Annotated in this window: 9 protein-coding genes; 3 read left to right on the top strand and 6 right to left on the bottom strand. The window is 41.8% G+C overall.

What is annotated here, in order from left to right; translation table 11 throughout:
* Positions 1–270: 270 nt before the first annotated feature.
* Positions 271–3,558: a coiled-coil domain-containing protein gene (locus tag D5018_RS18140; RefSeq protein WP_121840406.1), complete on the top strand. Its 3,288-nt coding sequence runs from the start codon at positions 271–273 to the stop codon at positions 3,556–3,558.
* A gap of 52 nt (positions 3,559–3,610) precedes the next feature.
* Here the strand turns inward: D5018_RS18140 and hutH are convergent, their stop codons facing one another.
* From hutH to hutC, 3 genes are all read right to left on the bottom strand, one after another.
* Positions 3,611–5,143 (bottom strand): histidine ammonia-lyase, encoded by a 1,533-nt coding sequence (gene hutH / locus D5018_RS18135; protein WP_121840405.1) that lies wholly within the window; start codon positions 5,141–5,143, stop codon positions 3,611–3,613.
* Positions 5,144–5,157: 14 nt separating this feature from the next.
* Entirely contained in the window at positions 5,158–6,825 is a 1,668-nt protein-coding gene (gene hutU / locus D5018_RS18130; RefSeq protein ID WP_121840404.1) for a urocanate hydratase, read from the bottom strand.
* 170 nt (positions 6,826–6,995) lie between these two features.
* A complete protein-coding gene (gene hutC / locus D5018_RS18125) occupies positions 6,996–7,697 on the bottom strand; it encodes a histidine utilization repressor (RefSeq protein WP_121840403.1) in 702 nt (233 codons plus the stop codon).
* A 110-nt stretch (positions 7,698–7,807) separates the two neighbouring features.
* On the opposite strand from hutC, the gene hutI reads away from it, so the two are divergent.
* Positions 7,808–9,052, top strand: a complete 1,245-nt coding sequence (gene hutI, locus D5018_RS18120; protein ID WP_121840402.1) for an imidazolonepropionase — start codon at positions 7,808–7,810, stop codon at positions 9,050–9,052.
* Positions 9,053–9,055: 3 nt separating this feature from the next.
* Here the strand turns inward: hutI and D5018_RS18115 are convergent, their stop codons facing one another.
* A complete protein-coding gene (locus D5018_RS18115; RefSeq protein ID WP_121840401.1) occupies positions 9,056–12,073 on the bottom strand; it encodes an ankyrin repeat domain-containing protein in 3,018 nt (1,005 codons plus the stop codon).
* 157 nt (positions 12,074–12,230) lie between these two features.
* Here D5018_RS18115 and D5018_RS18110 point away from each other — a divergent pair, with 157 nt between their 5' ends.
* Positions 12,231–13,418, top strand: coding sequence for a tetratricopeptide repeat protein (locus D5018_RS18110; protein ID WP_121840400.1), 1,188 nt, complete (start codon positions 12,231–12,233; stop codon positions 13,416–13,418).
* A 143-nt stretch (positions 13,419–13,561) separates the two neighbouring features.
* Here the strand turns inward: D5018_RS18110 and D5018_RS18105 are convergent, their stop codons facing one another.
* On the bottom strand, positions 13,562–14,908 hold the full coding sequence (locus tag D5018_RS18105) for a type II toxin-antitoxin system HipA family toxin (protein ID WP_121840407.1): 1,347 nt from the start codon (positions 14,906–14,908) through the stop codon (positions 13,562–13,564).
* Complete coding sequence (locus tag D5018_RS18100) at positions 14,908–15,171, bottom strand: helix-turn-helix domain-containing protein (protein WP_121840399.1); 264 nt, start codon at positions 15,169–15,171, stop codon at positions 14,908–14,910. The genes D5018_RS18105 and D5018_RS18100 overlap by 1 nt, the downstream gene beginning before the upstream one ends.
* Positions 15,172–15,632: the final 461 nt, after the last annotated feature.

The following is a 15,632-nucleotide window of genomic DNA, read 5'->3' as shown; positions in this document are numbered from 1 at the left end:
ATGGGACTGTACTCGTTGTTAGAAGGGTACAAGAAGTTAGCAGTATAATTGGAACCGCCGTATGCGACATCGCTTGTACGGTGGTGTGAGAGGACGGGAGCCGTGAGGCTCCCTCCTACTCGATTTTTTAAAAAAATCTAATATAAGTGAACACATTGTTAAGCTTGGTTAATAGTTATACATCGTCAGCATAAGATCAGTTATAACAGTCTCACTTTATTCTCTTTTCACATTCAACTTTGTAGCAAATGTGTTAGTAGGAGTTCCCGAATGGCAAGTGACACCCAGCTAGCAAGTACTCGTTCTCCAATTCATCACTATCAACAAGAATTAGATTTGGAAGCACAGTCTCTCACGTCAGGTAATATTGAGGGAATGACTAAGGATTTCCAGCAAGCACTAATTAATCAAAAGGCCGTTCGGGAAAAGCTGACTGAGAAATGGCGCTCGCCAGATGCTGCATTATCGACTCCTCAAATGCTGGAGCACTTAAACACTATTGCCAATAATGGCTTACTACCATCAGAACGCTTAAATGCTTTTATTGAATTAAGAGAAAATTTGGCTATAGAACATAGAGAAAAGTTGAAGGTTTATTTTTCTCAAGGGCATGAGACTTGGTCACTTTGCCTTTATGTCCAAGAGGCTGAATCCAATAGTACATTGTGTGATTTTAAACATGAAGCTGAATGTAAAGCGGTTTATGATGATCACAAAACAGTACAGTATTTCTTGGATAGAGACCAACTCTATTCGTTGATGCATGACCAACAGACGTCCAGCTCATTGACTCGTGAACAAGTTAATTATCATTTTTACACATTGATTAATCCCTCCGCCCTGGCCTCTAACCGTTTACAAGCCTTTATTTCCTTGTTTGATGCTTTACCTCATCAGGCTAAGAGTCATTTTCAGTTGTTTCCTCATGGAACGGCGCATGATGGACTCGCTCAATATGGTTTAGCTGATTCGAAATGGCTCAATATTAAATTAGGTAGGGTAGATCTAGGTTATATGCCAGTACCGCCAGACGATGTATCAGCTGAGCAGATTGCTGATGGTGTGATGCTGGCAGCTAACAGTCAGGTAAAAAATCAAGGGCTAGACGACTTTATTAAACAAGTTCAAGAGGTTAAGAGTACAAGAGATGTAACTCATGCAACTGCAGTCATGGGGCAGCTTGTCGAGATGTCACAACCTACTGCAAACGGTGCTACCCCCTTTTTCGTTTCATTTCGTAATCGTGAAGATTCATCTGTTACAGTGACGCTTAAAGTTGGTAATACGACGAGATATTTTAATCTTAAAAGTTCTGAGAATGACGCTTACGCTCACCAGCAGTGCCAACAATTAGCAACCAAAGTGAATCGTGTTCAGCATCAACATTACATGACATTTGTTACTCAACAGTTTAGTCAGTTACAAAAGACGATAAATGGCATGCAGGACCAAGAATATATAGGACACAGCATGGCAGCAATTGGTTATTTTGAAGAGAGTTTCAAAACATATTTAGATTCAGCTTGCGGAGCGGGTTTAAAACAAAAGTTAGCAAACTTAAAATCGGATACTGAGTTAGCGGTTCAGTATTCAACAGCAAGAGTTAGTGCACAAAATGCATTCCAAAAGTTAAGTGTTGAACTTGAACAAATGTCGTCACAGCAAACGCTGGATGAGGCTGAAGCACTATTTGAACAATTTTCTGAAGATCACAAAGTCGCTTTGGAGAATGGCTCAGAGGTATATGAAAAGTATGCAGATCTAAAGGCGCAAGTGACAAGCAGAAACTTGCAAACTCAACAGTTGCTAGCTCAAGCTGAATCAGAACTGACAGTGTTAGAAGAGCAGTTACTGGTTACGAAGTTACATGAGCTTGCAAATGTGAGTAAAGCCAAATTTAGCGAGTTCAAGCAAAGCTACCAAGAAATGCTTGATAAGTTCACTGTTCTCAAAACCAAGTTAGAGACGTTGGAGCAAAAAATAGAAGCGAGTTGTAGTGAGTTTGAAACTAACCGTTTGATTGCGCTAGGTGGCTTACGAACGCTGACCATGGATTTACAAAGGTTAAACCAACAACAATACATAGACTCAGCAAGCACACTTCTTGATACCTTTGCTAATGAGCATGGTAGTGTTTTGGTCGATGGTTCTGAGCTTCAAGCGCAGTTCGAGAAGCTAAAAGCTGAGACAACAACCAAGATTGAACATGCACAACAAGCGCTTAAAGCGGCTAAAGAGACATATACACTACTTGATACGCAGATTGCTCAGACTCCTCAGCATAAGTTGGCTTCAGAGGGAGATGCATTACTCAAGGCCTTTAGTGAATCGCATCAACCGGTACTTGATTCTAATGAAGAGTTAAAAGAACAGTTTGCCGTTCTATCTAAGGGCGTTACTGATAGTAGTGATGAATATGATACTGACTATACTGCTGCTCAGGCCGACATGCGTATCTTAGGAGCAACGCTTCGAGAATTAAAAGGCGAACAACTTGTTGCGCAACATGAAGGTTTGTTAAACGATTTCTCCGATAGATATAAACATTGTTTGCAAGCTACAGGCCAGCTTAATACAAATTATCGAACGGCTAAAAACATGGCTGAAGATAGGTGCAAGCGATTCCAAGAGCTTAAACAAGCTGCACAAGAGGAGCTGTCAATCATTAGTGAAAAGATGGCGACTAAGAAATTGGAAGAGCTGGAAAATAAAGTTACTCAACAGCTTGCTGAGTTCAAGCTGCAGTATGAGGTAGCTCTTGAAGAAAGTCAGCAGTTGCCAGTTCAATTGGCTGTAGTTGAGAATCAACTGGTAGCTCAAAAAATTCAATGCCTACAGGATATTGATACAGCTCAAGATCAAGCCATGGAGAGAGCATTTGTACTTATGACTCAATATTTATTAGAGGAAGCCAATATAGAGGGGCTTGAAAGAGTATGTGAGATGCAATTTCAGACATTTGAGCAAGAGCATCCAGAGGCTATTGAGCGTGATGTTACGATGGTTGGCAAGCTTGAAACCTTGAAAGACCAAGTGCAAGCTCGTCTCCATGAACACAACAAGGCGCAAGTAGCTTTGGCAGCTGGGAAGCAACAAGAAGATGAAGATCGAGTAAAAGCATTGTCGGGAATAAAAAATGAAGTGGCTTCATTTCACGTAGAAAATATGAATCAAGAGCATTCGAATCTACTTGTGGAAGGGCTTTTTGCAGAGGAGTTAGCGTTAGATCTTAGAGCAAAATGTTTTGTTCACCTGATGGCGACTTCAATTGCTCTACTTAAGCCAAAATTTGCGTTTACATTTATCGACCCTAAAGATCATCCAAATGAGGGAAAAGTGGTGATGAGCTTTGATGGGATTGAAATCATTAATCAGCCGCTGTCCATGACAGATGATGACAGTAAGGATATGAGAAGCCATATAAAAGCTCAATCAGATGGCTTTAAAAAGTCCGCATCAAAAGATACTGAAAAGCGGGTAGAGTGGGCTGGTGAGTTTTGTGTAGATGAATATTTTACCCAGCAACTAGCGAAAGCTACTGATAAAGTTGAAAGCTAAAAAGCGTTAAAAAGCCAGCATCAGAACTGGCTTAATCCACGACACTGCAAATTTAGAAACTACACAATTTCTTAGTTGCAGCCTCAAAATTTAATGCCGCTTGCTCAAGTAGAGCTGTGGCATTTTCGATATCAGGGCCGAAGTAACGGTCTTTATCGTAGTAAGCGACTTTGTTACGCAAGACCGCTTTCGCTTCAGCCACTGGGGCACTTGGCTGCAGTGGTTTACGGAAATCCAAGCCTTGTGCTGCCGCTAACCATTCCACCGCCAAAATGCCACGGGTGTTTTCCGACATATCACGCAAACGACGCGCGGCAAAGGTTGCCATTGAGACATGATCTTCTTGGTTGGCTGAGGTTGGCAAGCTATCTACCGAACCTGGGTGAGCAAAGGTTTTGTTTTCAGAGGCTAATGCCGCAGCCGTTACCTGAGCAATCATAAAACCTGAATTCACACCGCCATTTTCCACAAGGAAAGGTGGCAGTTTAGAAAGGTTTGAATCAATCAGTAGTGCAATACGACGCTCAGACAAAGAGCCCATTTCAGCAATCGCAATCGCTAGATTATCCGCTGCCATCGCCACAGGCTCAGCGTGGAAGTTTCCACCTGAGATAATGTCGCCATTATCAAAGAACACCAGTGGGTTATCCGTTACGCCATTGGCTTCAGTTTCTAACACTTCAGCCGCCTGACGAATTTGAGTTAAACACGCACCTAACACCTGTGGTTGGCAACGTAACGAGTACGGATCTTGTACCTTTTCACAGTTTAAGTGATCTTCACAAATTTCAGAGGTTTCAGTCAGTAAAGCACGGAAGATGGCGGCAGAATCAATTTGTCCTTTTTGACCACGCACTTCGTGGATTCGTGGATCAAATGGACTGCGACTGCCCATGGCCGCTTCAACACTCATGGCACCAATGACAGAGCCTTGAGCAAACAAATCTTCTGCATGGAACAAGCCTTCAAGTGCTAACGCAGTAGAGGCTTGAGTACCATTAAGCAATGCCAAACCTTCTTTTGCTGCAAGCGTGATTGGTTCGATACCCGCTTTGGCTAAACCGTCTTTGGCTGGCATGACTTCGCCTTGATAGCGCACTTCACCTTCGCCAATAATCGGCAGACACATATGCGATAGTGGTGCTAAGTCACCTGATGCACCCACAGAGCCTTTTTCGGGTACACATGGATACACCTCAGCGTTGAGCATGGCAATCAAATATTCAATCACACATAAACGAATGCCTGAAAAGCCACGGCTTAATGAGTTCACTTTAAGAAGCATCATTAAACGAACGGTGGCATCGCTCATTAGTTTACCCGTACCCGCTGCATGAGAGAGTACGATTGAGCGTTGCAGCAGTTCTAAATCTTCAGCGGCAATTTTGGTGTTGGCAAGCAAACCAAAACCAGTGTTGATGCCGTAAACAGTGCGACCTTCATCAAGTACTTGCTGAACCGTATCGGCGCTGGTGGCAATGGCATCAACGGCGGTTTGTGATAGTTCAATTTCAACAGGGTGACGGCTGATGTGGCGCAATGTTTTAAGAGACAATTTACCTGGCTTTAATACTAACTTTTCCATTATAACCGTCTCCCTTACTTGTTCATTGGCAAGTCAAGGCCTTGCTCTTTAGCGCAGTTTTTCGCAATGTCGTAACCGGCATCCGAATGACGCATTACGCCTGTTGCTGGGTCATTCCACAATACTCTACCCACGCGCTTAGCGGCATCATCGGTTCCATCACACACAATCACAACCCCTGAGTGTTGGCTAAAGCCCATGCCTACACCGCCACCATGATGCAGTGAAACCCAAGTCGCACCGCTTGCAGTGTTAAGTAGCGCATTCAATAGTGGCCAATCCGATACCGCGTCCGAGCCATCCATCATAGATTCGGTTTCACGATTAGGGCTAGCCACTGAGCCAGAATCTAAGTGATCACGACCAATGACCACTGGTGCAGATAATTCACCGTTTTTCACCATTTCGTTAAAGGCAAGGGCTAGTCGAGCACGATCTTTCAAACCCACCCAACAAATACGTGCTGGCAGACCTTGGAACGCAATACGTTCTTTTGCCATATCCAGCCAGTTGTGCAAATGTGGATCGTCAGGGATCAATTCTTTGACTTTGGCATCGGTTTTGTAGATATCTTCTGGGTCGCCAGACAGTGCTGCCCAGCGGAATGGTCCAACACCTTCACAGAACAATGGACGAATGTAAGCAGGAACAAAACCTGGGAAGTCAAAGGCATTTTCAACGCCTACTTCTAATGCCATTTGACGAATGTTGTTACCGTAATCTAGCGTAGCTGCACCGCGATTTTGCAGCTCTAGCATCGCTTTAACTTGCACAGCCATTGATTCTTTCGCTGCTTTTACAACTGCGGCTTCGTCTTTTAGACGCATATCAGCCGCATCTTCTAATGTCCAGCCTTGGGGTAAATAACCGTTTAATGGGTCGTGGGCAGAAGTTTGGTCGGTCACTACATCAGGGGTAATATTGCGCTCAACCAGTTCTGCAAATACATCAGCGGCATTAGCCAGAAGGCCCACAGATACGGGCTTGCCTTCAGCATCAGCTTGCTTCACCATTTCAAGCGCTTCATCTAAGGTTTTGGCTTTTTTATCTACATAGCGAGTACGTAAACGAAAATCGATGCGAGTTTCGTCTACTTCACAAGCGATAACAGAGAAACTTGCCATAGTCCCGGCTAGAGGCTGAGCGCCACCCATACCACCAAGACCACCGGTTAAGATCCAACGACCTTGCGCTTTTCCGTCAAAGTGTTTTTTCGCAACGGCAACAAAGGTTTCATAAGTGCCTTGAACGATGCCTTGAGTACCAATGTAGATCCAAGAACCTGCGGTCATTTGACCGTACATGGCAAGGCCTTTTTTATCTAGCTCGTTAAAGTGCTCCCAGTTCGCCCAATGTGGGACTAGGTTAGAGTTAGCGATCAATACGCGAGGTGCATCTTTGTGAGTTTGGAATACGCCGACAGGTTTACCTGATTGCACTAACAGCGTTTGGTCGTCTTCAAGACGTTGTAGGGTTTCAACGATCTTGTCGTAGCATTCCCAGTCTCGAGCTGCACGACCAATACCGCCGTAAACCACTAAATCTTCTGGGCGCTCAGCTACATCAGGGTGTAGGTTGTTCATTAACATGCGCATTGGCGCTTCGGTCAACCAGCTTTTACAGCTAAGTTTTGTCCCGTGTGGCGCTTTGATGACTCGGGTTGGATCGTGTCGTTTATTCATGATGTCTACCTCTAGTTATTGTTATGTTTTTATTTGAAAACAGGGTTTTTGAGATACTGCTAGAGGGTGAATCATGCGGTAAGACAACCGTCCGTGACAGGATGTCACGGTCGTTAGTACATGGACGTACGTTTCTGTTGTCGTGTGCATGATTCATCCTCTTCTTAAAACTAAAATGTTAAATGTCCACCGAGGTGGAAGCGATTGCCTGGATGAACCAAGCGGGCAAAACTCACTACTCCCTTTCTGGACCACGTTCGACGTAAAATTTGTAAGCACGCGGTTTGGTCTTCAAGTTTTAGTTGCTGTTTTTGAACGTCATTCGCAATGATGGCTTGAACCTTGTGGTGTGCTTCTGTCAGTGGTGCGGCTTGAGATAAATACTCGTGGGGTGTGATGGTTAAAAAATCTTGTTGTAGATAATTGGGTGCAATTTTCGGGTTGATGTATCGATATTCCAATTGCAGCGGCTTCTGCTGTTCAAAGTGGATCAACATCGAGTAGTAGACCTCGCTGCCTGTTTCAATTTCTAAAGCAGCAGCGACCTCGGGTAATGCAGGTTCTTTACGCAGTACAATTTGCCGAACAGAGTACTCATGGCCTCGTTCACGAATTTCATCCGCAATGTTGCGGATCACTAACATCGAAGATTGTGCATTGACGCCAGCAACAAAAGTGCCGAGCCCTTGGCTGCGTTCAAGTACGCCTTGTTCTGTAAGCTCTGTGACTGCTCGTCTTGCGGTCATTCGGCTACAGCAAAATTCCTCAGCCAGCTGATTCTCTGATGGTAATTTACTGCCACTAGCCCAACTGCCATCTTCAATTGCATTAAGTATGTGCTGTTTGATTTCTGAAAACTTCGCTCGTGCCATTGGGCTTCCACTTCAATTACAGTTACAATTTTGCTCGATTTGTATAAAATACTAGCTTGTATATACAAGTAAATACAAGTCATAAAATCAATAAAAATGGGAGATTTGTCATGCCGCAGTGGGATCAACTTTGGATAGACGTCAATATTGCTACCATGAATGCTGATAACGAGCAGCCTTATGGTGCCATTCATCAAGCTGCGATAGCTGTGAAAGATGGCAAGATTGCTTGGGTAGGCAAACAAGATGAACTACCGGAATTCGATGCCCTAGACACACCGATTTATAAAGGTCATGGCAAATGGATCACTCCCAGTTTGATTGACGCCCATACTCACTTAGTGTTTGCGGGTAGTCGAGCGAATGAGTTTGAACAGCGCCTTAACGGTGTGAGTTATGAAGAAATTGCTCGTCAAGGTGGCGGTATTATTTCAACCGTGAATGCCACCCGTCAGGCGAGTGAAGCTGAGTTGTTCGAACTTGGTCGTAAGCGCTTAAATGCCTTAGCTAAAGAAGGGGTGACCACAGTTGAAATTAAATCTGGTTATGGACTCGATTTAGATACTGAAACCAAAATGCTAAAGGTAGCACGAGAACTCGGTAAGCATCATCATGTGGATGTGCAGACCACGTTTTTAGGCGCGCACGCCATTCCACCTGAGTATAAAAATAAGGAAAATGGTGCTGATGAGTATGTTGATTACATTATCAACGACATGCTGCCACAAGTTGCCAAGCAAGAATTAGCAGATGCCGTTGACGTGTTTTGTGAGTCCATTGCATTTAATTTAGAGCAAACCGAAAAAGTGCTGACAGCAGCCAAACAGCATGGTTTGAAGATCAAACTTCATTCTGAACAACTGACGAATCAAGGTGGCTCTGAGCTGGCGGCGAAGTTGGGGGCGTTATCGGTTGATCATATTGAATACCTTGATGAGTCTGGCGTAAAAGCAATTGCCGAAAGTGGCACTTGTGCGACAGTACTGCCGGGTGCCTTTTATTTTTTACGTGAGACTCAATTACCACCAATCGAACTATTAAGAAAACATAACGTTCCTATGGTAGTAGCCAGTGATTTTAACCCCGGTTCATCCCCACTATGCTCAACACTTCTTATGTTAAATATGGCGTGCACCTTATTTAAACTGACCCCAGAAGAAGCGTTAAAAGGCACAACTACCAATGCCGCGAAAGCATTAGGTATTGACGATAAAGTGGGTTCTATCGAAGTAGGAAAACAAGCGGATTTTTGTTTGTGGGATATTCAAAGCCCTGCTGAGCTAAGTTACAGTTATGGCGTGAACCCTTGTTTGCAAGTCGTTAAAGCAGGTCAGCTTATTTCGATGAATTCATAGATGCTAGAAGGACAACCCTTCACGTTGTTTAATGGCTTTATAAAGATCGTGGATTCGATCTTTTAATTCTCGATTGGGATCTAGAAATTTATCAAGCCGCATGCCTGCGGCTTTAAATAATAGTTTTAATTCATTGAGTTGAGCGCGATAAAGCTCATCTTCTGTTAGTTTTTTGTCACAACCAATAGCAACCGCTTCGATTAGCTCGATAAATACCTGAATTTGGTAGCAACGGGCTTCATGTTTACTTTGTTGAGACTTATCATCTTTAAGTAAGTTATGAACCTGTTGCTTACCTGCTCTGGTGGTGAGTTGCACTGTTTTTAAGGTTGCTGTGGTTGCTGATAATCCTAGACCAACCTCACTTGCCACTCCTGTCAGTTTTAAAATATCACTACTGATTTGCAATACATTAACAGCAATAGCAATTACCTCTCTAGTAACTCTTTTTTGATTGATGCGTTTTAGACCTCGTACTTGGTAATAACGTTTCGCATTAAACACATCACTAGGCATGACGTCGTCATGTTCTGGGTTGGCTTTAAACGCTAACCATTTTAATTGAACACTATTCGTTCTCCCCCTTTCATCAATGACTTGGCTGAGGGCTTCAGAGTCGGGAAAATCCATTTTGAGACAAGCTTTGATTTCTGCCATTTCACAACAGCAACGAATGTGTTGGCCTGTGGCCAGAATTCGTGTAGTAATATCCATTACCGAAACGACAATCCCAACAATTGGAATAGCGGTAGAAAGTGATGATGCTTGCTTCGTTATTTCTAAGATTTTGTTTGCTGCTGATGCTAACGCTTTTGCACTAAAAGTCATCGTTTTTGCAAAAGCAACTCCTTTGGATAAATAAGAGGGTACTGATTCGCTGTCGAATTTACGATGTTCAATATCTTCGATCAGGTTAGATTCTTTTAGTCTTTTAAGGATTTCAAATAGTTGGCTGAGTGCTGTCTGAATATTACTAAAGCTGGTGGCGCATTTTGAAACAATGTCGAGAATATGAAAGTCATGTTCATTAGTAAAGTGAGCTGCCACTTCAGTTACGATCGAAGTTATGCCAGCTACCGCAGCAAGTGAATTGGTGCTTGCTCTTAAAAAATCTGCAACATCGTCATGTTTTATCATATCTCGCCAAGCTTCACGAAAGGCGAGGATCTCCCCAACTAACTCTAAGGAGTGAAAGGCAATCGCAGCTTGTTCTCCTGCGCACAGTTCAAAGTCATATTGTTCAAATCGAATGGAGAGATTATTGACTATGTCACTGTATTGGCCACTCACATACTCTCTTCCTTTTAAGTCTTGAGCGGCGGTGCGGATCATTTCTAGTGTTGAACTGGCATCTTTAGAAGGTTCGTGGAGTCTTTTATAAGAAGTATGTCTGAAAACTGGAACAAGAACATTGAAATGGTCTTCAAGTTGATGGATTTTATCTAATGTTTTTCCTAATGGAGAAACAGCTTCTGCTTGAATATCTACAAGCGAAAGAGTTCTCGTTAGTAAAGGTTGCATGATTAAAGGATTTACAGGGTCAACTGAATCTCCAGAATATGAAAAAATACTGCTTCTTCTATCGACACTACTTTCGCTTAAAGGTGTGTCTGGAGAAGGAGGAGACAGGCTGAGTACGGAGGCTCTTCGGATTTGATGCTTTAAAATACTGGCTCGCCGATATACAGACGTTTTTAATAAAAACTCTTGTCTGTGTTGTCGATCTTCTTCTTTGGGTTTATTGGTTACTTTTGTATTTCGGCTGTTGGGCTTATATCGAACAGGGATATATTGCACCTGTTTGGTATCTAGGTTTGCACCAGGAACATATGATTGAGCAATAGGGGCGCGATTTATCAGTAATCCAAGTTCATCTTCTTCAAGTGGATGTGGCCTTAGCTTTTTAATCAGCTCAGTAAACCGCGCCCGAACCATTAGAACCTCTTTGCTAACACGTGGCTTATCTTTAGCTTTCAGCTTTGGTTTACGAGTCAACACAGGAGTAGAGATGGAATGCTCTTTTTTGCCGCTCAACCGAAGATCACCAGTACTACGAGAATAACGCCGAGAGAGTGGGCGTGAGAAAGATGGTGTATCGTCAATAGAAGGGCGATGTGTAAAAATTTTATCCCACTGCTTAGGATCGGCGTCTTCACGCATTTTTTGCTCTTTTTCGGGATCATCCTCATAAGGAGTATATTTAGTTGGCGCGAGATAAATTTGGCTTGTAGCATATGGGTTGAGCGAAGTGGCCGATTGAGTAATTTTGCTTTTATTAAGCGTGGTCTCTGTAGAATCATCTATCCATTCATATTCATCAAGATATTTAGGATGCTGTTTTTGATGTTCAAACAGTTGCAAAATCATCTGTGCAAATGCTTGATCTTGCTCTCGACCTAAAATGTCAGTGATGCTTTCAAATTCAAGGCTATAAGCGTCGGGGTTGATACCTTGATCAATCAGCCAAATGTAGGCTTTTTCCGAAAAATCTGAAACATTCAGAACAAGGTGAATTAATAACGGTTCGTGTTGTTCACGTGCATTATCAAGCAGCATTGGAGTGATATAAGGGACAACAGCTCTGCGTAAGTCTGGATGTTGGTCACAACGACTATGCAAAATAGATGTGAGTGGAATGGTGTCATTGTCATCGGCGTGGAATAAATCAGCTCCTTTATCGAGAGCCAGAGTGAGCAAGTCGGTATTATTTTCAGAATAAAAATTCGGATTTTTAAATAGATGATGCAAAACGTTTTTGTTTTGTTTGTCTGTTGATTTGAAGTTGTTACATCGATTGAACAGCAGTTCTACTACCCGCATTTTAGTAGCTTTTACTGCGATAAAAATGAGTGGTTCATCATTGAAAATAACATCTGCAGTGAGGGTTTGGTGGATAAGAAAAAGCGAGTTTACCGCATTAAAGTTTTGTTGATGAACAGCTTCGACTAACTCTTGTTGAAGAGTATCAATCGGTGGCGTGCCCGAATCATTAGCATTGATGGTAACCTGCTCTAGCGACATATCAATGAATTAAAAAAGTAACAAGATCCTTATGTTATTACTGACTCGCAGAAGATAGGAAAGAGAGTTTAAGGTGTTCAGTTAATATTCAAACTAGAGAGATGTTTTTTAATTGTGCTAACTTAAACCTAGAAACAAATGGATTGAGGAGCTTACTATGTTTGGAAGAATGATTGGCTCATTGTTAATGGTGCTTATTGTGTTATACGCAAGTGGTTGTAGCAATACTCCTAAGCCTGCGCTAAATGTGAGTGCAGATGGTGACTCACCAGTTACCATAACGCTCAATTCCAGCTTATTTAAACCTAGTAAGTCATTGCCCCCATTTCATGATGTTTTAGCCTTAACCCACGTTCAACAGCAAGATTTTTTAGATTATTATCATCATGCTTTAAATGAGGGAACCCGTCCAGATAGAGTCATTTCTGAATACCTAGAAAAAAAGCTCAGCAATTTCACTTTTTATGGTGAAACTTACAATGCTTCAACCGCATTAACTTTAAATAAAGGTAATTGCATGAGTTTAGCAGTGTTGACCACGGCTTTGGCAAAGCTCGTCAATATCGAGATGGATTATATTGAGGTTAATACACCACCAATATTTGAAAAACAAAACGGTGTGGTTGCCTCTTCTACCCATGTTCAAAGCCGACTCTATGCGCCAATCAAAGAGGGAGAAGTTCCGCCGAAATTTAAGTGGATGAGATCAAGTTCGATTATCGACTATTTTCCAAGTGTTACCAATTATGCAGGGCGCTTGGTAAGCCAAGAAGAGTTTATTGCTAAATACTACAATAACTTAGCTGGTAATGCGCTTATTGATAATAGAGTGGACGACGCTTTTGCTTATGCGATGAAAGCCTATCAGCAAGCCCCTAGGTATAGTGAAACTCTTAATTTACTGGCGCTATTGCATAATCGAAAAGGGGATCATCAAACTGCAGAGCGAATTTATTTAATAGCGCTCGAAATGGATAAAGATAATCTAAGGGTATTATCCAATTATATGGGGTTACTTGTTGAACAAGGGAGATATGATGAAGTTAATGACTATGAAAAAATACTGACTCAACTAGACGATCCCAATCCATATGCATGGTTAGAGCAAGCTTATTATGCTCAACAGCAGGGCAATGATCAGCACGCTATCCGTTTTTTTAAAAAAGTCATCGAAAAAGCCCCTTATGTACAAGACGCTTATCTAGGCTTGTATCGAATTTACTTAAAACAGAATAAAAAGATAGCGGCCAGAAAAGTTATGAACAGTGTGCTTGAGTGGACACACGATCCAAAACAGCGTGCTAGATATAATAAGAAATTGTATTTAATGACCCAAAGCCGCTAATCGCGGCTTTGGTGTAGTTGATAATTACTCTACGTTCGGGATCTGTTTGTTGGATAAAGTCTTACAACTGTATTATTTCAACATGTTAATAGTTGGTTTTAATGTCGTTTAACCGATATACCCACCGTTTTACCCACCATATATTAAGTCTTAAATTCTTCTAAGCACGTTGAAATTGAGTCTAGGTTTAGTTTTTTACTTTGATGTTGTAACCCATTCAAGATTGATTTTGAAATATGTTCTGGGAAGTTTTCAGGCAAAGCCTTACGTACTCTCTGTACTACATCATCAACAGACTCTGTGATTTCAACGAGTAACTGATGCATTTCATCAATGCTAAAACCTACATCTTTTGCAGTTCGGAAAAAATGTCGAATTTGGATTTGATTGAGCTTGTATTGTTTTCCTTTCGTTGCCTTTAGTCCCATCGCTAATTTTGCGTCGCGAATATTGAGCCCTTTGCCACCAAGAACAGGATAAATAGACATGATGTCGTAGAAAGGAGTTAATCGGTATCGACTATCAGACTCAATAAATAATGAGAAATTTTTGGCGTGTCCATCAGTGGCTGCTAACAGCCAAAATAATACTTGAGACTTCATAAAGTTGAATCGATCTGAAGCCGCATTTCTAGAACCCATCAATTTTTTCATGATTTCTTTTATGCCAGGGCCACCATGACTTTCATACTTTTTAGCAGATGCAATATTTAACGTTTGGCAAAAATCTTCTTGTGGTAGCCTCATTATCCAGCTTGAATCAGCTGAAAGTTTTCTATCAAAGCGTTCAACGGCTAGTGCTTTTGTATCTTGAATCGTTAATATCGAACAGTCAGGTACAGCTAAACCGAACTCCCTAGCAATTAACATACACAGATATTCATTTTCAACACTGTCAGACATATCTAGGGTATGGGAGTGGCTTTGAATCTCTCCAATTGGGAGTTTAATAATATGTGTCGTTGGCGTTGATTTTAGAGGGATATGCCACTGCCCATCTACATTTAGTAATGCTGTTTTTTCTTGGGCGCCAGCAATAGATATCCGAAAGTCATCTTCTTCTGGCACCATCCCTAATGGGATTTTGGATTGATAGCTTTTGAGTACCTTTACCAATTCATCATTAGAAAGCGGTTTTGATTCAATTGACTTTACGTCAGAAGCTTGATGCTCTTTTGGCACTAATTGCAATGCACCAACACTGTCCTGCCCAATCTTAGCTAATAGATCAAAAGGTTGTGTAGATAAAGCATTATGACGAGCTACGATTCGGTTTCTAATCTCGATATTGTCGGGAAGTAGGTTGTCAAAGAAGTTGTATACTTCATCGCCTTTGTATTCTTCTTTTGCTAGAGGCATAGATAAGGAGATAGGTCTACTTCCCGAACGCTCTAACCAGTCGCTGTGATATTTAAATGAATGAGCACCTGTATTGCTTTTGGTAAACTCGCCAACTAAAAATCCATTCATATATACATTCAGTGTTGCCATTACCATTCCTCACTCCAAGCAGAGTCAGCAGTATGTGAGCTATTGGCATTTCTTGGTTTCACCTCAATTTCTAACTCAAGGGCGCTTAGTAGTTTGAAAAAAGTTTCTAGCTTAGTCGATTCAGGGGATTGTTCGAATTTAGAGACGGTATCTTGTCGAATACCAACATTTTTACTTATCTGGGTTTGAGATAACTTTTTTGAGCGACGGATATTCCGTAGTTCAACACTTAACTGCTTAGCATCAGTAATTTTGGTTCCCATCGCTCTATTTATCCTCAAGTAGACATTTTTAGTTTACACGCTTTAGAGTGTAACACCGATTTTATACGCTGCAACAGGTAAATTAGGGGTTACCTGTTATAGCGTATAATTGGTGATTTACACGCTGTAGGGTGTGAAAAGTAAAAGGTACTGATAAAAACATTTAAAATAGACGTTTAATGAGGCCAAAATGGCTTTAGTACCAAATGCCAGCAAAGTTGGTACTAAATGCCATCTTTTTGCGAATCCTGCATTAGATAAATGAGGATGATTTGCAGATTTTAGGCTTGCTGAAAAAGTGTATACAAGTTGCTATAAAAAATTCCTAGCTCAGTTTTGTCGGATAAGCGACACCTGTTACCAGATGCCGCTCTCCTAAGAACCGTACGTGCAACTTTCACTGCATACGGCTCAAGCCTCCACTAAGGCATATTACGTTACCCAGCAACTTCACAACGCAG

Source organism: Parashewanella curva (assembly GCF_003675895.1).
Lineage (GTDB): Bacteria > Pseudomonadota > Gammaproteobacteria > Enterobacterales > Shewanellaceae > Parashewanella > Parashewanella curva.
This window is presented reverse-complemented; position numbering and strand designations above follow the sequence as displayed.